The sequence below is a fragment of the Chelatococcus sambhunathii genome, from assembly GCF_001418005.1.
In the GTDB taxonomy this organism is placed as follows: domain Bacteria; phylum Pseudomonadota; class Alphaproteobacteria; order Rhizobiales; family Beijerinckiaceae; genus Chelatococcus_A; species Chelatococcus_A sambhunathii.
This window is the reverse complement of sequence record NZ_LIOL01000003.1, coordinates 106955-127811: the sequence shown is the minus strand read 5'-3', so window position 1 is coordinate 127811 and position 20857 is coordinate 106955. Positions and strand designations below refer to the sequence as shown.

At 67.6% G+C, this 20857-nt stretch carries 16 protein-coding genes; 8 read left to right on the top strand and 8 right to left on the bottom strand.

From position 1 onward, the window contains the following. Positions 1-46 precede the first annotated feature (46 nt). From ASC46_RS07155 to ASC46_RS07130, 6 genes are all read right to left on the bottom strand, one after another. Positions 47-424 (bottom strand): c-type cytochrome, encoded by a 378-nt coding sequence (locus tag ASC46_RS07155; protein WP_082464745.1) that lies wholly within the window; start codon positions 422-424, stop codon positions 47-49. A gap of 375 nt (positions 425-799) precedes the next feature. Next, positions 800-3172: a glycoside hydrolase family 31 protein gene (locus tag ASC46_RS07150; RefSeq protein ID WP_055458612.1), complete on the bottom strand. Its 2373-nt coding sequence runs from the start codon at positions 3170-3172 to the stop codon at positions 800-802. A 39-nt stretch (positions 3173-3211) separates the two neighbouring features. Then, on the bottom strand, positions 3212-4513 hold the full coding sequence (locus tag ASC46_RS07145; RefSeq protein ID WP_055458611.1) for a TRAP transporter large permease: 1302 nt from the start codon (positions 4511-4513) through the stop codon (positions 3212-3214). A 20-nt stretch (positions 4514-4533) separates the two neighbouring features. Then, positions 4534-5058, bottom strand: a complete 525-nt coding sequence (locus ASC46_RS07140; RefSeq protein ID WP_055458610.1) for a TRAP transporter small permease — start codon at positions 5056-5058, stop codon at positions 4534-4536. 76 nt (positions 5059-5134) lie between these two features. Then, a complete protein-coding gene (locus ASC46_RS07135) occupies positions 5135-6115 on the bottom strand; it encodes a TRAP transporter substrate-binding protein (protein ID WP_082464744.1) in 981 nt (326 codons plus the stop codon). Positions 6116-6133: 18 nt separating this feature from the next. Beyond that, the gene (locus tag ASC46_RS07130; protein ID WP_082464743.1) at positions 6134-7993 is read right to left on the bottom strand and encodes a glycoside hydrolase family 2 protein; all 1860 of its coding nucleotides are present in this window, start codon (positions 7991-7993) and stop codon (positions 6134-6136) included. A 298-nt stretch (positions 7994-8291) separates the two neighbouring features. Here ASC46_RS07130 and ASC46_RS07125 point away from each other — a divergent pair, with 298 nt between their 5' ends. After that, complete coding sequence (locus ASC46_RS07125; RefSeq protein ID WP_245280499.1) at positions 8292-9251, top strand: LacI family DNA-binding transcriptional regulator; 960 nt, start codon at positions 8292-8294, stop codon at positions 9249-9251. On the opposite strand, the gene ASC46_RS07120 is transcribed toward ASC46_RS07125, so the two are convergent. Together ASC46_RS07120 and ASC46_RS07115 are read right to left on the bottom strand one after the other, a co-directional pair. After that, a complete protein-coding gene (locus ASC46_RS07120) occupies positions 9236-10498 on the bottom strand; it encodes a glycosyltransferase family 4 protein (RefSeq protein ID WP_055458608.1) in 1263 nt (420 codons plus the stop codon). The genes ASC46_RS07125 and ASC46_RS07120 overlap by 16 nt on opposite strands. Before the next feature lie 7 nt (positions 10499-10505). After that, positions 10506-11078, bottom strand: a complete 573-nt coding sequence (locus tag ASC46_RS07115) for a MarR family transcriptional regulator (protein WP_245280498.1) — start codon at positions 11076-11078, stop codon at positions 10506-10508. Positions 11079-11329: 251 nt separating this feature from the next. Between ASC46_RS07115 and ASC46_RS07110 the strand changes: the two genes are divergently transcribed. The 7 genes from ASC46_RS07110 to ASC46_RS07080 all read left to right on the top strand — a co-directional run bounded on the left by ASC46_RS07110 (position 11330) and on the right by ASC46_RS07080 (position 20836). After that, the gene (locus ASC46_RS07110) at positions 11330-13093 is read left to right on the top strand and encodes a type I secretion system permease/ATPase (protein ID WP_055458607.1); all 1764 of its coding nucleotides are present in this window, start codon (positions 11330-11332) and stop codon (positions 13091-13093) included. After that, positions 13090-14499 (top strand): HlyD family type I secretion periplasmic adaptor subunit, encoded by a 1410-nt coding sequence (locus ASC46_RS07105; protein ID WP_055458606.1) that lies wholly within the window; start codon positions 13090-13092, stop codon positions 14497-14499. The genes ASC46_RS07110 and ASC46_RS07105 overlap by 4 nt, the downstream gene beginning before the upstream one ends. Before the next feature lie 392 nt (positions 14500-14891). Further along, the gene (locus ASC46_RS07100; protein WP_055458605.1) at positions 14892-15632 is read left to right on the top strand and encodes a calcium-binding protein; all 741 of its coding nucleotides are present in this window, start codon (positions 14892-14894) and stop codon (positions 15630-15632) included. Positions 15633-15773: 141 nt separating this feature from the next. Continuing rightward, positions 15774-17939: a glycosyltransferase gene (locus tag ASC46_RS07095; RefSeq protein ID WP_245280497.1), complete on the top strand. Its 2166-nt coding sequence runs from the start codon at positions 15774-15776 to the stop codon at positions 17937-17939. Beyond that, on the top strand, positions 17936-18775 hold the full coding sequence (locus tag ASC46_RS07090) for a class I SAM-dependent methyltransferase (RefSeq protein WP_055458603.1): 840 nt from the start codon (positions 17936-17938) through the stop codon (positions 18773-18775). The genes ASC46_RS07095 and ASC46_RS07090 overlap by 4 nt, the downstream gene beginning before the upstream one ends. Further along, positions 18772-20022, top strand: a complete 1251-nt coding sequence (locus tag ASC46_RS07085) for a glycosyltransferase family 4 protein (RefSeq protein ID WP_055458602.1) — start codon at positions 18772-18774, stop codon at positions 20020-20022. Before ASC46_RS07090 ends, ASC46_RS07085 begins: the two co-directional genes overlap by 4 nt. A gap of 16 nt (positions 20023-20038) precedes the next feature. Then, a complete protein-coding gene (locus tag ASC46_RS07080) occupies positions 20039-20836 on the top strand; it encodes a hypothetical protein (protein ID WP_055458601.1) in 798 nt (265 codons plus the stop codon). The last annotated feature ends 21 nt before the right edge of the window (positions 20837-20857 follow it).

Here is a 20857-nt window from a genome sequence, read left to right as displayed (position 1 = left end):
CCCTTCACCTCGCGGGTTCCATCGGGCGCACGGCCGCGCCCATGGCCTATTGCGTCAGCGCGACGGGCGCCTCGTCGAACTTGTGCAGATAGGCAATGAGATCCTTGATCTTCTGCTCGTCCTTCACTCCGGCGAAGACCATCTTGGTGCCGGGAATCTTCTCGCGCGGATTGCGGATGTATTCCGCGAAGGTTTCTTCCGTCCAGGTGATATCGGCGCCCTTGTTCGCGCCGGAATATTGGAAACCCTCGACCATGCCGGTCTTGCGCCCGAAGAGACCGTTGAGCACCGGCCCGACGGCGTTGCGCGCATTGGGCCCGACCTGGTGGCAGGCTTTGCACTGGGCGAAGACGCGTTCGCCGGCGGCCGCGTCCTGAGCGGCCGCGACTTCCGAGAGGGCGATCAATGCGCCAAGGGTTGCCAACAATGTCAGGACCGCACGCGGCAGACCTCGCGCAAGGGCCGAGGCTCCACACCGCCCGGTGGCTCGCCGTGCCATATCCGTCCCTCCCGAACCGCAGTTCGAGACGTCGCAGCCCCTCGCCGCCGGACATCTACTTCCGGCAGCACCGAGACCTGCCGCGACCCGTAGGAATAGAAGTATAGCCCGAACAGCCCGCCTCGGACAAACGGTTCGATCCTCCGATCGTCGAAGGGTCTCGGAGCCGCGCTGGATACGAGGCTCGATTGGACCTTGATGGGTGCGTTTGCGCCGTCCGCGACGCCGGGCGGGCGCGGGACCTTCCCGGCGCCCACCTGTCGCAACAGCCGGGCCGTCGCCTCGTCAAGAGGCTCGGGATCACGGTGTTTCGGATACGATCTGCACGTCTGTCATCGACCGTTCGGAGAGCGTTGCCCCCGCATGGTCCTCAAGGCGCAGATGCGTCCAGCGCGGCGCATGGCGGCCGCGGCGCAGGACCTCCACCTGCCCATCGGGCAGCATAGCGCAATTGAGGAGAACGTGGTTTGCCGTATCGAGGATGCTCTCGCCGTCGTCGTCGAAGACGACGCGCGGGCGAAGGCCGCCGTGGTGGGAGAAAAGCCGCAGCGCGAGTGTTGCGGGCTCGCCCGGCGCCGGGCCGAGCGGCAGGATGGTGGCGCCGCGCACGAGAAGGGGACAGCGGCCGAGCGGCGCCGCCATCTCGATGCGCCTGCCGCCGGGATGCCACGCGCCCGTATGGAAATCGAACCAGCCCTCCGGCACGGCCGGCAGATAGACCGTGCGCGCCGTGAGGCCGGGATCGACCACGGGCGCGACGAGGAGGTCGTCGCCGAGGAGGAAGCTGTCGTCCTCCTCGTAGGTCAGGGGGTCGTGCGGAAAGGAGAAGAAGGTCGGCTGCAGCAGGGGCACGTGTTCCCGATGCGCTCGCCACAGGAGGGTGTAGAGAAGAGGCGTCAGCCGTTCGCGGAAGGCGAGCGCCGCGCGCACGAGTGGCAGCACCTGCGGGTACATCCACGGCTCGTTGGCGCTGCCGTCGTCGTTCCAGGAATGGATGGTGAAGCGCGGCCAGAATATGCCGTGCTCGATCCAGCGCACGAAGAGCTCGGGTTCCGGCTTCGGTCCGGCGAAGCCGCCGATGTCGTGGCCGAAGTTGAAGAGACCTGAGATGGACAGGCCGTGGCCCATGCGCAGGTTGTAGCGCAGCGTCTTCCAGGCGGTGCGGTTGTCGCCCGTCCAGGTCTGCACGTAGCGCTGCATGCCCGGGCCGCCCGAGCGCGAGATGAGATACGGCCGCTTGCCAGGGGCATGCGCCGTCTGGGCCATATGCGAGGCGCGCATCATCAGGTTGGTCTGCACCGGGCGCAGCGTGGCGATGGTGGTGCCGGCGCCAGCGAGGTCGCAGCCTGCCTTATCGTCCCAGATCTCGAACTCGTTGTTATCGTTCCAGGTCGAACCGATGCCGTTGTCGAGAAGGCTGGTCTTCACCTTGGCGCTCCACCATGCCGACGTCCGCGGATTGGTGAAGTCGAGATAGGCGCCCGTGCCGCCCCAGAACTGCGTAAGATGCGGCTTTGCCGCATCCTCGCTGTCGCGCACGAAGCCGCGAAAGGCCTCGACCTCGGCAAAGAGCGGGTGGTCGGTAAGAAGGGCAGGCTTGATATTGGCGGCGATCTCCAGCCCCGCCGTGCGCAGCCGGCGCGCGAATCCGGCCGGATCCGGAAACTTGTCGCGGTTCCAGTGGAAGACGTAGCGCTTGTCGCCGATCATGGTGTAGCCGGACGACAGCTGGAACGAGCGGCATGGGATGCCGTGCTCGGCGATCAGGGCAAGGAACTCCTCGAACCGCGCCGGCGGGTCGGCGTCGTCTGTGTACTGCATGGTCGAGCCCGAATAGGCGAGCGACCAGCGCGGCGGCAGGGCCGTGCGGCCGGTCAGCGCCGTGAAGCGGGCCGTGACCTCGGCAAGGCTCGGGCCGAAAACGACGTAAAGGTCGAGGTCGCCATCCTCCGCCTCGAAGCTGCGGTAGTCGCCGTGATAGGCGTCGATCTCCTGACCGAGGTCGAAGGCGCCGCGGGCAAGATTGTCGTAGAAAAGGCCGACGCTGTCCCCGCCGCGATCGGGCCGCACGGTGGCATAGAACGGGATGTGCTTGTAGAGCGGGTCGCTACGCTCGGCATCATAGCCCATGGCGTCGATGGTGCCCATGCGCAGGCGCCGGCCGTGCTTGTCCGCATCCCCGCTTTTCTCACCGAAGCCGTAATAGCGCTCCTCACGCCGCCGCACCAGATAGTGCGCAAGGCGTGGTCCGTGGCGGTCGAAGACATAGGCGCTCGTCGGCCGGTCGGCGAGCACCTGCCGCCATGCTCCGTCGGTCTCCTGGCGGAAGAACCAGTCGAGCCGCAGTGGCGCCCGCTGCACCAGGATGCGGTAGAAGGCGGTCTCGACCGTGATGGCGGCCTCATCTTCGGCGATTGTCGCCGCGATGCCGGGGAAGCCGCTGCGAGACAGGCGGTTGCGCCCGGTGAGCGCGTCGGGCTCCTCAGCCTCGCCGGCAAGTTCCGGCGACAGCGACCAGGTGCGGTCGATGCGCAGGCCGTTCGGCCGCAGCACGAGGAACCGGGCGAGATGGGTGTCGAGCAGGTCGATGATGGCGCGATAGCCGCTGTCGAGGGCGAGTTCGACGCGGCCCGCGTCGACCGACACGAGACGAGCTCCCGTCAGCACGAGCATGTTCTAGTCTCCAGGTCGTCGGGTCTGCAGCGGCGCGGGTCAGGGCATCAGCCCGAAGAACCGCGGCAGCCACAGCGAGATGGCGGGGATGTAGGTGACGAGGAGCAGGGCGCCGGTGCTCCACAGGAAGAGGGGGATGAGGGGGCGGAACACCTGCTCGATCGATACCTTGGCGATAGCGCAGCCGATGAAGAGGGCGCTGCCGGTGGGCGGCGAGACGATGCCGAGGCACATGTTGAAGACGAGGATGATGCCGAAATGCACCGGATCGACGCCGAAGCTCTGCAGAACGGGCAGGAAGATGGGGGTGAAGATGAGGATGCCGGGCGTCAGGTCGAGGAAGGTGCCCATGATGAGCAGCACGATGTTGACGAGCAGCAGCGCCATCACCTTGCTGTCGGACACCTGGCGCACCCACTCGCCGATCATCTGCGGGATCTCGGCCAGCGACATCACATAGGCCATGGCCATCGAAGTGCCGACCATCAGTGAGACGATGGCGGTTGCCTCCAGCGTGTCGACGAGGATGCGATAGAGGTCCTGCAGGGACAGCTCGCGGTAGAGAAGCGCGAGCGTCAGGGCATAGACGACGGCGATGGCCGAGCCCTCGGTCGCCGTGAACACGCCGCCGACGATGCCGCCGATGACGACGACAACGAGGCCGAGGCTTGGCAGGGCGGCCACGATGGCGCGCAGCTTCTCGCCGGTGGAGAGGCGGGGTGCGCGGGCATAGCCGCGCTTCTTCGCCATGATCCAGGTGGGAATCATGATGGCGAGACCGAGAACGAGGCCCGGCAGGTAGCCGGCGACAAACAGCGCGGCGATCGAGGTGCCGCCGGACACGAGCGAATAGATGATGAAGGCGCCGGACGGCGGAATGAGGAGCCCGGTGATGCAGGAGGAGATGTTGACGGCAGCGCTGAAGCTCTTGTCGTAGCCTTCCTTGTTCTGCAGGGGCTGCATGGTGCCGCCGATGGCCGAGGCCGCGGCGACGGCCGAGCCCGATACCGAGCCGAAGAGCATGTTGGCGAGGATGGTGATCTGCGCCAGCGCACCGGGCATCCAGCCGACGAAGACCTTGGCACAGTCGATGAGCCGGCGGGCGATGCCGCCCCGGTTCATGATGGCGCCGGCCATGAAGAAGAAGGGGATGGCGAGCAGGGCGAAGCTGTCGAGCCCGGTCGCGATGCGCTGGGCGGTGACGGCGAGCGCCGGCCCCGGCGGCATGATGGTGAGGAGCGCCGCGATCGAGGCAAGGCCCGTGGCGAAGGAGATAGGCACGCCTGCTGCCAGCAGAACGGCGAAGGCGACACTGAGGACAAGGGCGGGGGAGAGTTCCATGCGAGGTCGTCCCTGGCCGATCAGTCGAGGCTCACATGGTCCTCCGCGACCTCGCCGCCGCTCGCCCACTGGGCGAGCACGAGGGCGGCATAGAGCGCGGTGAGGGCGCCGGAGATCGGAATGACGGAATAGACGAGGCCCATCGAGACCTGGAGCGCCGGCGAAACCTGCACGAGGCGCGCCGCGCGCTCGGTCAGCGCATAGCCCCCGTAGACCATGACGGCGACGGAGAAGCCGACGACGAGCAGGGCGATGATCCACTCGAGCACCCGCCGCGGTCCGAAGGAGAGGAGCTGCGTGAGGGCGGTGATGGCGATGTGGCCGCGCCGACCGAGCACATAGGCCGCGCCGAGCAGGCTCACCCAGATGAAGGTGAAGCGGGCGATCTCGTCGGTATATGAGGTGGAGGCGCCGAAGAAGTAGCGCCCGAGCACCTGCCAGACGACGCAGCCCAGCATTACCACCATGAGCGGGACGGTGATGGCGAGCACGAGCGCATCGAGTGCGCGGTGGAGGCGCCGTATGACGCCGAGGCCTGTGCCCATGCTCTTGTCCTCTCCGACAGCTTTGACCAGCGTGGAACGCCCCGGCCCATTCGGAGCGGGGCGCAGTCTGCGTGGCTTACTTGAGCGCCTGGATACGCTCGGCGAGCGAGGCGAGCGCCGGTGTCGCCTTCAGGTCGTCGTACATGGGCTGCACGGCGGCGCGGTAGGCGGCCTTGTCGGCATCGACGAAGGTCACACCCATGGCGACGGCATCACCCTCGGCCTTCCTGAGCTCGGCCTTCCACGCTTCGTTGTGGGCTTTGCCGGAATCGACCGCGGCCTGGCGGATGATGTCCTGCTGGGCGGCGGGCAGCCGCGACATCGTCATCTCGGAGATGAGCAAGACGTCCGGCACGCGGGTGTGCTCGTCGCGCGTGTAGACCTTTGACACCTCACCGTGCTTGGCCAGTGTCAGCGCGGTCACGTTGTTTTCCGCGCCATCAACAACCTTCGACTGCAGCGCCGTATAGAGCTCGCCCCAGGCGAGCGGTGTTGCCGTGGCGCCGAGCAGGTTCACCATGCGCGTCGCGACCGGGCCGGGCTGCACGCGGATCTTGAGGCCGGCGAGATCCTTGGGCGTGGGCACCGGCTTGTTGGCGTAGAAACTGCGCGTGCCGTTATCGTAGTAGGACAGGCCGACGAGGCCCTTGGCCGCCGCCGAATCAAGGATCTCGCGGCCGATCTCGCCATCCGTCACCTTGAAGAAGTGCGCGTCGTCGCGGAACAGATACGGCAGGTCGAAGATGCCGAAGGTCGGTTCGAAGGCGGCCAACGGCGCGGCATTGGTGTGAGCGAAGTCGAGTGCGCCGCTCTGCAGCTGCTCGATGAGCTCGCGCTGCTGGCCCAGCTGGCCGGCGGCGAAGACACGGACCTCGACCTCGCCGTTGGAGCGCTCCTTCACAAGTGCGGCGAAGTTCTCCATCGCCTTGTCGACCGGGTGGTCCTTGGCGAGCGAATGGGCGAGGCGCAGCGTGGTCTTGGCCGCCGCCGGCAGGGGCAGCGCGAGAGCGGCGATGGCAGCGAGCGCGATGGCGCTGCGGCGTGTGGTCTTGAACATCACGAGGGTCCTCCCGGTTTAACTGGCGCCTTGATTCGTCGTCGCGAGCGGCGCCTGCCCGCCCGCGCCGCCGTTCTCCGCCCGCCGCCGTTCGGCCCAGCACGCGGCGAGGACGTCGAAAGCCCGCTTGCGCGTAGTCTTGTCCTCGGCCACGAGGCCCTTGCGGTTATAGCCGCGCTGGAAGACGGTCTGACGGCGTTCGGTGCGGAAGTCGTAGAGGATCCAGGGGCAGACGCCCTGCACATAGCCGGCCCGCGCCAGCGTCGTAAGCTGGGCGCGATAGACGGCCTCCTGGCAGTCCTCGGTGAAGAAGGTGGTGGCGGGGCCGCGCAGGCCCGCCACGGCGTCGGCCCCCGTCTCGGTGATGATGACCGGACGGTCGGGGTCGGAGTTTGCGAGGAGGCGCTCGAGTCCCTCCATCGAGGGCTCGTACCAGCCGAAATACTCGTTGAGGCCGATGACGTCGAGATGGGCGGCGAGCCTGTCCTCGATGCGAAAATGCGCGCGATTGATGAGGCAGGCGGCCGAGACGAGCCGCGTGCCGTCAGCCTCGCGCGCCGTTGCCGCGAGCCGGCTCATGAAGGCATGGCGCGGATCGGTGTCGGCATTCTCGTTGCCGATGCCCCAGATGATGACGCTGGCTCGGTTGCGATCGCGCCGCACCATCTCGCGCAGCTGGTTGTCGGCATCGGCGAAGGTATCTGCCGCCTCGAAGGCGATGGCCCAGTAGACGGGGATCTCCTCCCATAAAAGGAAACCCAGTTCGTCGGCGAGCTCGGCCGCCCGTTCATGGTGCGGATAATGGGCGAGGCGCAGGAAATTGCAGTTGAGCGCCCTGGCATGGTCGAAGCGGCGGACGAGGTCGGCCTCACTCGTCGTCTTGCCGAGGGCGACGTCGTCCTCGTGCACGCAGATGCCGCGCAGGAAGATGGGCTCGCCATTGAGGAGGATGCGCCGGCCGTCGACGCTGATCTCGCGGAAGCCGACGCGGTCGCCAATCTCGTCGTCACCGCAACGAACGGTGACGGCATAGAGGCGCGGGGTGTCCGGGCTCCAAAGCGCCGGGCTGGCCTCGACCTCTATGGAGCCGAAGCCGCCGCTGACGGGCAGGGCGAGCGCGTCGATCAGGCCGTCGACCGCGATGGTCGCGGTGCCGTCTACGGGATCGGACAGGGTTACGTCGAAACGCAGGCGCCGTCCGCCGCTGCCGGGCACCAGGGCGGCGCCGAAGTCGCGGATGAAGACCGGCGGCAGGCGGACGAGCGACACCTCGCGGTAGAGCCCGCCGTAGTTGAACCAGTCGGTGTGCTGCATCGGCACCCGGTCTGGACGACGACGGTTGTCGACCTGGATCTGCAGGCGGTTCTCGCCGTCGACGAGATGGCCAGTCAGCTCGATGAAGAAGGGCGTCGAGCCACCGCGGTGGGCGCCAACGAAGATGCCGTTGAGGAAGACCCGGGCCTCGTAATTCGCCGCACCAACCCGCAGAACGATGCGCTCATCTGCGCCCGTCCGGTGCGTGAAGAAGCGCGTGTACCAGGCCGCGCCCTCGAGATAGGTCCATTCGCGCCGCAGCACGTTCCAGCACGAGGGCACCGGCGCCGTCACCTCGGCGTTGGTGTCGTAGTCGCGGGGCACCGGCCAGGCCTCGACCGGGGCGGGGGCGTCGGCATACCACTTCTGCCGCAGGCCCTCGTCGTAGGGGTCGATCGCAAAGCGCCACTCGCCGTCGAGCGATTCGGCCGCGCGGCCACCCATGAAGACCATGTCGCGCCAGCCCACGTAACCTTTCGCGAAACGGCGCTCGTAGGCTTCGTCATGAAGGTGGTGGTAGGGGTCGATTTGGCCCGGACCATCCATTTCGTCCTGCGCCGACATTCTCTCTCCCGTGCGCTTCCAACCGCGCCGCTTCGGCGGCGTCTCACTCGTTTGCTCGCGAAAGGCGCTGCTCAAAGGGCATTGGCAAACGTTTGCCTTCCGACAGAAGGAACTTGGCAAACGTTTGCCTGCCATGCAAGTTGAATCTCAAGTCGCGCTGAAACCAAAGCGCAGAGTTGACCTCACGGCAGGTCTGCGGACGATTGTCCATGCAAGCAAGGGGGAGGGATGGGGTTTGGCGCCTGCCAGGATCAGGGGCACTTCGACGAAACCAGGGTCGCGGGCATCCCTCGCCGAGGTGGCGGACCGTGCGGGTGTTTCCATCTCAACCGTCTCGCGCATCGTCAACGGCATCGTCGGTCGCGCTTCTGCCGAAACGGTCGCCCGCGTGCGTCAGGCTGTGGATGAACTGGGCTACCGGCCGGATCGAATCGGACGGGCAATGCGGCAACGCCAGAGCAACGTGGTGGCGCTGTTGGCCCCCAACCTCGCCAACCCGGCCATGTCCACCATCGCCGCCTCGACCGAAGAGGCCCTGCGCCGCGTCGGCCATGTCATGGTGCTGTGCGACACACACGACCGGGCCGACCTGCAGGACGAATATCTCGCCGCGATGGCTGCGCAACTGGTGCGCTCCGTGATTTTCCTCGGCGCCGTGGCGAGCCCGGCCCTGCGGGCGGCGAGCGAGGCAGGCGAGGTTTTTCTCTTCGTCAACCGGCGCAATCCGCACGACGAGCGAGCCCCGTTCGTCGGCATCGACAACCGCGGCGCGGGGGCCGCCGTCGCGGCGCATTTTCTGGCGAACGGCCATGCACCACTCGCCGTCATCCATTCCGATCATTCCTCCTCGGCGGTACGGGACCGGACATACGGCTTCATCGATGTCCTTACGAAAGCCGGGATCGCGCCCGAGATGCTTATGCGCCTGAGCGCGCCGGGCGACGACCATCTCGATATCGGCTATCAGGCGGCCGCTGCGATCGTCGCGGCGCCGCAGCGGCCGCGGGCCGTGCTCTGCACAAGCGACCTCATTGCCTATGGCGCTCATCGCCTATTGACGGAGGCGGGGCTTGCCGTGCCGGACGACGTGGTCTTGGTCGGCATCGACGGCAATCCCATCAATCCGTGGCTTGCGCCGTGGCTGTCCTCCGTCGTGATTCCCTATGAGGATTACGGGCCGGTGATCGTCGACAGCCTGGAGCGGATCTGGGCCGGCGAGGATCCCGGCGAGCGGCTGCTGCCCTATGCCTTCGGATAGCCCCGCGCCTGCGGCCGGCGGGCAACGCGACGAAGGGTCATCCGCTCCACAAGTGTCTCGACGAGACCTATCTGGCGGGGCAGGCACCGCTCGAGGGCGAAGCGCATCGCCACCGTCGCCCGGGCCGCTGTCCTGAGCGGTGCGAGGGTCCGCCCGCGAGCGAGTGCTGCGACGATGGTCTCGGCCAGTGCCTCCTCGTCGAAGAAATCGACCAGGAGCCCGTTGCGTCCATGCGCGAGCACCTCCCGCACCGGTGCGGTGGCGGACCCGATGACGAGGCAGCCGCAAGCCATCGCCTCAAGGAACGACCACGACAGGACGAAGGGGTAGGTCAGATAGACGTGCGCCGCCGATATCTGGAACAGGCGCACGAGCGCCGCATGGGGGATGCGCCCCAGGAAGACGATGCGCTCGGGCGGGAGGCCCGTTTCCTCCATCATCGCTTCCCGCCAGGAGCGGCCGTCGTCTCGCGCACGGCCATAGCTGATGCCGTCGCCCCCTACGACGACGAAGAGGGCCGTGGGATGGCGCGCGGCGACGCGCGCGGCGGCACGCATGAACTGGGGAAAACCGCGATAGGGCTCGAGGTCCCGTGCGACGAAGGTCACGACGGGATCGCCCTCGGCGATCACGCGGCCGTCGGGCAGCTTCATCCGGACGCCGGCCTGCGGCCGGCAGAGAGCCATGTCGATGCCGTCGTGGCACACGACGATGCGCCGGCGCAATTCGGCGGGATACTGGTGGCGCTGCCAGCGGGTGGGGCTGAGGCCGGCCTCGATCGCCTCCATGGTGAGGAGCTGCGCCGAATTGCGCATGCGCAGGCGCATACGGTCGTCGAGCGCGGGCTCTTCACCCGGCGCAAAACCCACGTCGCTGCCCTCGCCGCGGTAGAAGAACTCACAATAGCCGAGCATCGGCGTGTACGGCAGCACGTCCTTGGCGAAGAGGAGGCCGCCCCAGCCTATGTGGCCGATGACGACCGCCGGCGGGCCGCTGCGCTGCTTGAGATTGTCGAGCACCGCGGCCACCTGCGCGCCGGTGCGCACGTGCAGCTCTGTCGCCAGCAGATGGGGATGCGGCGTCGCAGCCCGCCGGCCCTCCGTCATGTAGCGCACGATGGCGATGTGCGAGGGGCGTTGCTCCGCCCGCTCGCAGACGAATGTGATGTCCCACCCCTCGGCCGCCATGCGGTCGACGAGGCGGCCGAACTGCCCCGGGAAGTGCCGGTGGACGAAGATCGCCCGCATCGCGCCGTCAGGCGATGCGCGCTTCGCCCGACCTCAGGGCGTCCGTCCAGGTGTGCTCGATCCGGCGCAGCGTGCGGAATGTGATCTCGAGGTCGCGCAGTTCCCCATCATCCCGCACCACCAGCCGATGGTAGCCCTCGTCCACGCCGCGCACCAGCTCGCAGAGCTGGCGCCCCTTGTCCGACAGGCGGATGCGGGCGGAGCGGCGATCACGCACGGAGGCACTGCGCTCGACATAGCCGGCTTCGACCAGCCGCTTCAGATTGTAGGAGGCGTTCGAGCCCAGATAGTAGCCGCGGTCGATGAGGTCGCGCACCGACAGGTCGTCGGGCCCGATGGTGAACAGCATCATCACCTGCGCAGGGCTGAGATCGTCGGCGCCGATCCGCATGAGGTCGACGCGGAACAGGTCGAGATAGCGGCGGTGCAGCCGCTCGATGCAGCGAACCAGCTCAAGGTGCGCCACCGAGCCGGCATCGCCCGCCTCCTCGCGAGGCATTGAGCCGGGAAAATAGGCCCTGTGCCCGTTGGTCGGCATGGCTGTCAAAGCGGTCATCTCATTGGCAGATTTGTGTTCCATGCTGGTTCCCGTCGTATCGCTGCAGTTTTAGATCGATTTTCGAACTATCCTTGCAGCGTTTTCCCAGTTCATTAGGCCTGTCCGATCGAGTCGCCGGCGGCCTTTATATCATTATAACGTTACAATGCATGCGATTCTTCCGCGATGGCAAAGTCTTCGTTGCGAAGAGGCACGCATCGACACATTCTTGCACGAATTTTCGGGCAAAAGTGAGGGACGGCCGAAGCCCATCCGTCCGGAGCGGTATACGCATGAAGAACACCAAGAGGCCGGCCAGCGCCGCGGACCTCATTCACCAGGGCCAGAAGACCTTCTTCGTGGGCCTCGTTTATGCCGGCATCCTCAGCGGCATCATCAACATGCTGCAGCTGATCGTGCCACTGTTCATGCTTCAGGTGCATGACAGGGTGATCAACAGCCAGAGCCTCGATACGCTGGTGATGCTCATGATCATCGCCGGCATCGGGCTCGTCCTCTTCGGCGTCCTCGACTATATTCGCTCACTCACCTTCCAGGTGATGGGCGGGGCGCTGGTGCGCCGGCTCAACCTGCCGGTGCTGCAGGCGGCCATCGCCGCCTCGGTAGGCCGGGGCGGCGTGCGCGCCAGCCAGGCGATTCGCGATCTCAACGACATTCGCTCCTTCCTCACCGGCAGCGCGATCGGCGTGCCGCTCGAGGTGATCTGGTGCCCCATCTTCCTCGCCGTGCTGTTCGCCCTGCATCCGCTCTACGGCATCCTCGCGCTCATCTCGGCGACGATTCTCGTCGTGCTCAGCCTCGTATCGGACTTTCTCACCCGACGCGCCCTGAAGCGCGCCAGCGAATCGTCGGTCGAGAACATCAGCGAGATCAGCGCCAGCCTCCGTCATGCCGAGGCCATCGAGGCCATGGGCATGCTGCCGGCGCTCGCGCGGCGCTGGCGCAGCGCACAAATGCGGACGCTCGACCTCCTCGACACGGCCGCGCGCCGCGGGCGGGCCATCCATTCCGTCACCCGCACGTGTCGCTACATGATGCAGATCGCCGTCCTGTCCGTCGGCGCGACGCTCGTCATCGAGCAGGAGGTCAGCCCCGGCTCCATGATCGCGGCGAGCATCATCACCGGCCGCCTCCTGCTGCCGCTCGACACGATGGTCGACGGCTGGCGCAGTTGGGTCTTCGCCATCGCGGCCTGGAAGCGCGTGCGGGAGCTGCTGGAGAAGCAGACACCCGTGCGCGATACGACCCCGACCCCGCGCACCGAGGGCGACCTGCTTGTCGACCGTCTCGTCTTTGCGCCGCCCGGATCGGATGTGCCGGTGCTCAAGGGCGTGTCCTTCGCCCTGTCGCCCGGCGAGATTCTCGGCGTCGTCGGGCCGTCCGCAGCCGGCAAGTCGACGCTCGCGCGGCTCCTCGTGGGGGTCTTCAAGCCGACGGCCGGTGGCGTCTATCTCGATGGGCACAACGTGTTCCTGTGGGAGCGTGGCTCGTTCGGCGAGATGGTCGGCTACCTGCCGCAGAACGTGTCGCTGCTCGATGGCACCATTCGCGAGAATATCGCCCGCATGGGCGAGGCGGATCCACGCCAAGTGCTCGCGGCCGCGCGCCTTGCGGATGTCCATGACATGATCGGCCGGCTGCCGCTCGGCTACGACACACCACTCGGCGACGGCGGCTACACGCTCTCGGGCGGTCAGCGCCAGCGCATCGGCCTCGCCCGCGCGCTCTACGGAGAGCCGCGGCTCATCGTGCTCGACGAGCCCAACGCCAATCTCGACGCCGAGGGCGAGCAGGCACTGATGCGAGCCATCGTGGCGGCCAAGCAGCGCGGTGCCATCGTCGTGCTCATCGCGCACCGGCCGTCGATCATGCAGGTCGTCGACAAGCTGCTCGTCCTGCAGGACGGCCGTGTCAGCCAGTTCGGGCCCCGCACCTCGATCGTGGCCAGCATTCATCCGGCCGACAAGCCGGCCGCTGCAGTGGCGGACGGCGGGGGCCGCGTCGCTGCGCTCGCGGGTTCCGGGAGGCCGGCATGAAGAAGGACATTGAGATCGTCGCGCCGGAGACGCGCGAGGCCGCACGCCAGCGCGCCAACGAACGCCGCCTCGAGGCGGTGCCCGCGCAGAACTGGGCCGAGCGCTACGAGGCAGATGGGCCGCCCGTGCCGACGCTGCGCGGTCCTGTCATCGCGGGGCTGGTGGCCGTCGTCCTGGGCCTCGGGGGCTTCGTGGGATGGGCTTTCTCCGCGCAGCTCGACAGTGCTGCCGTCGCGACGGCGACGGTCATCGTCGATTCGAAGCGCAAGACGGTGAGCCACCTCGAGGGCGGCATCCTCAAGCAGTTGCTGGTGCACGAGGGCGAGACCGTCAAGGCCGGCCAGCCGCTGGTGCGCCTCGACGACACGCGTGCCCGCGCCGACTATGCCGCCCTCGATGCCAAGCGCATCGGTCTCGAGGCGCGCCTGGTGCGTCTCAGGGCGGAGCAGGCGGGGGCCGGGGAACTCGTCTTTCCGGAGGCGTTCGAGACGTCGCCGAGTCCCATCGCCCGCGAGGTCACGCGCGCCGAGCGCAACCTCTTCAGAGCACGCCGGGAGATGTTCGACCGGAAGGTGGACATTCAGAGGAAAACCATCGAACAGCAGGAGGCGGAGCTTGCCGCCATCCGTGCCCAGACCGAGGCCAACACCCGCCAGCGGGAACTGCTCGACCGCGAATTGCAGGCCATCTCCACTCTCGTCGAGAAGGGCTATGCGCCCCGTCCGCGCCTGACCGAGCTGCAGACGCGCGAGAGCGAGCTTGCCGGGCGCGCCGGCGAGCTCGTGGCCCGCAAGGCCAAGGCTGAGCAGGCCAAGGCTGCGGCCGAACTGGAGATCCTGTCACTTCAGACGGACTTCCAGCAGCAGGTGGCGGCCGATTTACAGCAGGCTCAGCTCGAGCTCGCGGACACGACCGAGCGCATGCATTCCGCCAAGGACGTGCTGGAGCGCGTCGCGGTGCTGGCGCCGGAGGACGGCATCGTCACCGATATCCGCATGCGCACACCCGGCGGCGTCATCGCTGCCGGCCAGGCGATCCTGGATCTGGTGCCGGATCAGGAGCGGCTCATCGTCGAGGCGAAGGTCAGTCTGCGCGACATCGATTCCGTACACGTCGGGGCGCCGGTGCGGGTGCGCCTCCTCGCCTACAACAATCGCAGCCAGGCGCCGCTCGACGGCCGTCTCATCTATCTGTCGGCCGATCAGCAGATCGACGAGCGCAACCAGGCCGCGTTTTATGTCGTGCGGGCGGAAATCCTGCCGGAGAGCCTTGCGGCCAATCCGTCGGTACGGCTCTATCCCGGCATGCCGGCGGAGATCCTGATCATCAACAAGCCGCGGCTTGCCGTCGACTACCTGCTGGCACCAATCACAGAGAGCTTCAACCGGGCTTTCCGCGAAGAATAGCCGGCGTCGGGTCTCGCTACGCCCCCCCCGGAGCCCGGTAACTCCGGCGGGGCTGCCTTGCTGCACCGCCAAACCGCCCAACGATACCTGTCGTCTATCGCATCGTGGCGACGTCTCCCGGTGTTGCGCCGCGGCATTTAATTCGAGTTTCGAACTTTTTTCGCAGCAAATTGAAGCATTAATATATGAAAATGACTTGCTGATTTGATGACGATATTATGGCAATACAAAAGTCATTCCATGAACTATTATTTTATGACTTCACACTCGCAGAAAGCGCCCCTATAGTCCCGCCGTCAAATGCTGTTGTGCGCTGCACACTGCACATGAAGACGAGCCGGCAAGGCCGGGCTGGATGTCCGCTCTCCGGCGAACCAACGAAGGAGACAGCTATGGCGACTCTCGAAGGTGGCGCCTTCGACGACACCCTCTTTGGCACACGAGGCGCAGATGTGATCTGGGGCCACGGCGGCGATGACCTGATCTTCGGCGGTCGGGGCGATGACGTTCTGTTCGGCGGCGAGGGTGACGACCGGCTCTTCGGCGGCCAGGGCGATGACGCCCTGTTCGGCGGCGAAGGAGACGACCTCCTGTTTGGCGGTCAGGGCGATGACATCCTGCAGGGCGGGGCAGGCAGTGACATCCTGTTTGGCGGCCAGGGGGCCGATATCCTCCAGGGCGGCGCCGGCGACGACATTCTCGACGGTGGCAGGGGTGACGACATCCTGCAGGGCGGCGCTGGCGACGACATTCTGCGCGGTGGCCAGGGCGACGACATCCTGCAGGGCGGAGAAGGCAACGACGTCCTCATCGGCGGCCAGGGTAACGACATCCTGCAGGGCGGTGCCGGTGACGACATTCTCCAGGGTGGCGCCGGCAACGACGTCTTTGTCTTCACCGGCGGCGGCGGAAACGATGTCGTGCTCGACTTCAAGGTCGGCGAAGATGTTCTGCAGATCGCGAAGGACATCAACGGCACGGGCATCGCATCGGCCGACGATCTCGTCGACCGTATCCACCAGGCGGGCGCCAATACCGTGATCGACCTCGGCAATGGCGACACGATCACCCTCGTCAATACGGACGCCGAGAGCGTCCAGCAGAATCCGGGCGACTACTTCACCGTCCACTGACAATGAGGGGCGTCGCGGCCGGGCCTGGCTGCGACGCCCCCGCCGATGCGGGGTGAACGGATGGCGTTGCTTGATGTCGACGAAAGAGCTGCCGAGTCTGCCGAGGCCGGGCATCCGAGAGTTTTTCTCCTTGATCGCGAGGTGCTTCTGCTCGCATGGGACGTGGCGAAGGCGGTTGATGCCGTGGTGCCGCTGTCCGTCGCAGGTGGCCTGTCGATCGCACCGACGGCTTCGCTGCGCCTGACGCTGGCCGAGGGCGGCACACGCCTTCTGTGGGCCCTGCGCCGGCCGGCCGGCATGCCGCTGAACATTTGCCTGTCCGCGAGCGCTCCCGGCGAGCGTGTGGACATCGCGATCGGCGCGCAGGAGGCGGTTGCCCCGGCCGATGCGGCAAGTCTGCTGGGTGGCCTCGACGCCGCGGGCCGCCTTGCTCTACTGTCCGCGCTCCTCAGTCTCTGGCCGTCGTTGTTCCGCCTGCGGCGCAGCCGCGCCTATCTGCGGCTGCTGCGCTCGCTGCTGCAGGCGATGGCGCCCAATCCGCCGGCTGCCGTCATCCTGGCCCGCGCCGCCGATGATTTCGTTCTCGTCGAAACGATGCTGGCCGCCGGCTTCGGCCGGATCGATGCCGCCTATGCCGTCAGCGACCGAGGTCTCTGCAAGCTCGAAGGCGTGCCGCATTGCGCGCCCTTGCGGCGGGACGGCCGCCAGAGCGTGCACTGGCTGGCCGGCGATGCCGCGCTCTCCGGGCCGGGAGCCCTCATCGTGCTGACAGGGCCCGACGGCATGAGCGTGCGCGCGCTGACGCAGGCAGGTACGCAGCCGCCGACGATGGTGCGCTGGCTGCGCGAGAAGGCGCAGGGCGCGCCCGGCCTGCGCGAGCATCTCCTGCGCGAGCTCTCGGAGCGGTCCGAGGCGGGACAGGCCATGGCGCTCGAAGCGCAACTGCGCGCCCCTCTGCAACCGCGTCGCGTCGCGGGCGGGGGCGCCACACCGTCGGCCGAGATTGCCACCGCGCTGGCGACGGCCTCCGGCACGCTCGTCACCGGTTGGTATCGCGATCCGAGCGACCTCGTTGCCGGCATCGAGGCCGTGACGGGCAACGGGCCCCAGGATCTGACACCGGGCCTTCACCGCTTTCCCGTCGACATCGAGGGGCCTGGCGAGGATATCCGCCTGCGCGCCACCGGCTTCGCGGTGCGGGCGCCGGCCTTTCAGGGCGCCGTGCCGCTGCTGCAGCCGCGCTTCCGGCTGCGCCTCAAGTCGGGCGCCTTCCACGATCTCGTGCCCGGCCCGCAGCCGGTCGATCCGGCCGAGCGCCGCGCGGCCGCCCTGCGGGCCGTGCCACCGCAGCATGTGAACGAAGCGGTTCTGGCCGGCACCATCGCGCCGGTGATCGAGCGGCTCCACGCCGAGGCACGCGGTCGTATCGGCGAACCATCCGTGGTGATGATCGGGCGCCCTCTGGCACGGCCCCGGGTATCTGTTGTCGTGCCGCTCTATCGCGTGCTCGATTTCCTGCGCTTCCAGATCGCCGCCTTCGCGGCCGATGCGTGGTTCCGCGACCATGCGGAGCTGATCTATGTGCTCGATTCGCCCGATCAGGCGCGGGACGTGGAGCATCTCCTCACCGGGCTGCACCTCGTCTATGCGCTGCCGATGAGGCTTGTCGTCATGGCGCGCAACGCCGGCTTCGCGCGGGCCTGCAACACGGGCGCCGCCGAGGCGCGAGGCCCGGTCCTCGCCATGGTCAATTCGGACGTGGTGCCGACAGCGCCCGGCTGGCTACCGGCGTTGGCGAAACGCCTCGACGGGCGCCGCGGCATCGGGGCTGTCGGCCCGAAGCTGCTCTTCGAGGACGACTCGCTTCAGCATGCGGGCATGTTCTTCTCGCAGGACCATCGCGGCCGCTGGCTCAACCAGCATTTCCACAAGGGCATGCCGCGCGATTATGCGCCGGCCTGTAAGGAGCGTATCGTGCCTGCCGTGACCGGCGCCTGCCTCGTCCTGCCGCGCCCGCTTTTCGACGACGTTGGCGGCTTCACCGAAGACTACGTCATCGGCGATTACGAGGACAGCGACCTGTGCCTGAAGATCACGGCGCGCGGGCGGCGCATCCTCTATGCGCCTTCGGTGGAGCTCTACCACCTCGAGCGCAAGTCGATGAAGGAGAGCGCCGACTACATGCGCGGCATCGCCTGGCAATACAACTGCGCCCTCCATACGGCGCGCTGGGGCGATCTCATCACCGACATCATGGAATCCCGCGGCAGCCGTCGGCGCCGGCGGGAGAGGAGCCTTTGTGCATGACAGCCCAGATTGCCCACCGCATTTCCTCGCGCGATGCCTCACCGCTCACGGCGGCGGAGGAGGCGCGCCTGACCTGGCTGACCGGGTCGGTGCTCAACAACCGTTTCCTGCCCGCGCCGCCGCCCGAGAACGTCTTCGTCGGCGACGGCGACTACCGCGCCATCGGCGCCGAGTTCCTCGGCCATTTCGTCCGCCTCGGCGGTCTCAAGCCCTGCGACAGGGTGCTCGACATCGGCTGCGGCATTGGCCGCATGGCCGTGCCGCTGACGCAATATCTCGACAGCGACGCCGTCTACGAGGGCATTGACCCGGTGGGCGAGGGCATCGCCTGGTGCACGCAGACGATCACGCCCGTCTATCCCAATTTCCGCTTCTGCCGCCTCGACGTGGCGCATCCCCTCTACAACCCGGAGGGGCCGCTTGCCGGCGAGGACGTGGTGCTGCCCTTCTCTGACGGCAGCTTCGACTTCGCCGCCATGGTGTCGGTGGCCACCCACCTGCCGCTCGCCGAGATCACGGCCTACATGCGCGAGGTCGCGCGCCTGCTCGCGCCGGGCGGGCGCCTGTTCCTCACCGCCTTCATCGTCACGCCGGGTGACCATGCGCGGGACGGCGCCCGCCCGCGCTTCCAGCGCGGCGAAGAGGCCGGCACTTGGGTGGCCGATCCGGAGGCGCCGCTCGGGGCCATCGGCTTCGATTCCGGCCTCGTCGAGAATGCGGTCGAGACCATGGGCCTGCGCATCGAGCGCGTGAGCCTCGGCCACTGGCGCGGCGGCACCGACGCGCCGCATTATCAGGACGTCATCGTGGCGAAGAGCCCGGGGGCACCCGCATGAAGGTGCTCGTCGTCGCGCACAACCATCCCGACTTCCATCCCGGCGGCACGGAGATCTTCGCGCACGACCTGTTCCTGAGCCTGAAGGAGCGGGGGCTCGAGGCCCTGTTCCTGGCCGCCACCAACCGCATCCACCGCGATCCGCGGCCGGGCACGGCCTTTCAGGGCCTGCCGGGGGCGAGCGACGAGGTGGTGCTGTGGAGCGGCCATTTCGACCGCTTCTACATGAGCCAGACCGATACCTATGGTGTCGTGCCGGACCTCAAGGGCCTCATCGAGAGCTTCCGGCCGGACGTGGTGCATATCCACCACCTCCTGCTCGTCGGCGTGGAGTTCATCGCCCTCGTGCGACGCCTTCTGCCCGAAACGCGCATCGTTGTGACGCTGCACGACTATTATCCGATCTGCGCGCATGACGGGTTGATGATGCGCACGAAGGAGCGCGAGCGCTGCGACGCGGCCTCGCCGCACCGTTGCCATGGCTGCTTCCCCGAGATCGGTGCGGACCGCTTCCTGCTGCGCGAGCGCCACCTGAAGACGCACTTCTCGCAGGTCGACCTGTTCATTGCGCCGAGCCGCTTCCTCAAGGAGCGCTACGTCGCGTGGGGGCTGCCGTCCGGCGCGATCGAGGTGGTCGCGAACGGCCGGCCGGCGGTGCCGGCTGCCGCCCATCGCTCCTCCCCCGACGGGCGGCGGCCGGTTTTTGGCTATTTCGGCAACTTCAATCCGTGGAAGGGTGTGACCGTGCTGCTGAAGGCGGCGGCGCGGCTCGCGGACCTCGATGGCTTCGCGCTGCGCCTGCATGGCGGGGCGCCGTTCCAGGCCGAGCACTTCGTGGCGGAAGTCGACGAACTCGCCGCCGCCGTGGAGCCGCATGTGGTGCGGCTCGGCCCCTACCGCCGCGACGAACTGCCGGCCCTGATGGCGGCCGTCGACTGGGTGGTGATGCCCTCGATCTGGTGGGAAAACGCCCCGCTCGTCATCCAGGAGGCCTTCCGCCACCGCCGCCCGGTCATCGCGAGCGGCATCGGCGGCATGGCCGAAATGGTGCGCGACGGTGTCGACGGCCTGCTCGTGCGGCCGGACGATCCGTCCGCGCTCGCTTCGGCGATGCGCGAGGCGGCGGAGACCCAGGGCCTCTGGGATCGGCTCGTCGGAGGCATCGCTGCGCCGCCGGATATCGGCGAGGTCGCGGACCGGCACATCGCCCTCTACAGCCGCGCCGGCCGCATGGCCGACGCCGCCTGAACGAGGAGAAAGCCTCATGACTGCTGCGCAAGCAACGACGGAACGACCAGCGCCCCAGTCGGCGACGCCCGCGCCCGAAGCGGCCGCCAATCTCGCCGCCGACATCAACGGTCGCATGGATGCCATCGAGGGATCGCGTCTGTTCGGCTGGGTATGGGACCGCAATCGCCCGCTGGAGCGACTGCAGGTCAAGGTGCTCATCGCCGGGCGCCAGGTGTTGTCGACGGTGGCCGACAAGCCGCGGGTGGACCTGCGCCGCAACGGTGTCGGCGACGGCGCCCATGCCTTCGAGGTCGATCTGCCGGAATTCGTGCTGCACCATATCGACCAGCTGTCCATCATCGCCACTTCGCCGTCGACGGGCCAGGAGACGGCGCTGCGCATGCCCTCGCAGGACGAGCGAGCGGCGGAGGCGGCGATGAACACGCCACTCGGCCGGGTGCTGGATCAGCTCGACGTTCTGATCGCGGCCCAGCGCCGTTCGCAGATCATCCAGCGCGAGGCGGCCGAGGCGCTGCGCATGACGGCCGAGCAGGTGGAGAAGATGTCCTCCAATGAGGAGGGCATAGGCGCCGCCGTCGAGCTCGTACGTGCGAGCCAGGCCGAGCTGACGCGCCGCGTATCGGACATCGAGGTGTTCCTCCTGCGCTTCGACCGTACGCTTGCCGATTTCGACGAGCGCATCCGCGACCTGACGCACACGGCCGACCGACCGATGCGCCGCGCAGTGGCGCTGCTCGGCGCGCTCAGCCTCGTGGCCGCTGCGTCGTCGATCGCGGTGCTGCTGGTCCTCGTCGGGAGGATGGGCGCGTGAGGCGGGTCTGGCACGTTCGAT